The organism is Psychrobacter sp. GW64-MNA-CIBAN-0177 (genome assembly GCF_040309585.1).
Taxonomy (GTDB): Bacteria; Pseudomonadota; Gammaproteobacteria; order Pseudomonadales; family Moraxellaceae; genus Psychrobacter; species Psychrobacter okhotskensis.
The window spans coordinates 1-240 of record NZ_JBEOOY010000564.1 but is presented as its reverse complement, the minus strand read 5'-3'; the positions used below and the strand labels follow the sequence as shown (position 1 = coordinate 240).

The following is a 240-nucleotide window of genomic DNA, read 5'->3' as shown; positions in this document are numbered from 1 at the left end:
CTATAACCCTATGCTTATTCTCACCAAGTTTAGGAGACGTTATGAGTCGTCAGCACCAATTCAAAGTCAGGGAAGAAAATATATTAGCGATGGCTGAGCAATTGCTACTTGAGTCAGGCGATGGTGATATTACTTTAGATAGCCTAGCCGATCAGCTTGATCTCGCTAAGGGTACGCTATATAAGCATTTCTCAAGCAAAGATGAGCTGTATTTGCGCATTATTATTCGCTATGAAGAGC

At 41.2% G+C, this 240-nt stretch carries 1 protein-coding gene; it reads left to right on the top strand.

Annotated elements, in window-relative coordinates; all coding sequences use genetic code 11:
• Positions 1 to 41: 41 nt before the first annotated feature.
• Positions 42 to 240 (top strand): TetR/AcrR family transcriptional regulator (locus tag AAEY79_RS16230; RefSeq protein WP_352289776.1); only part of this gene is annotated, 199 nt, incomplete at its 3' end.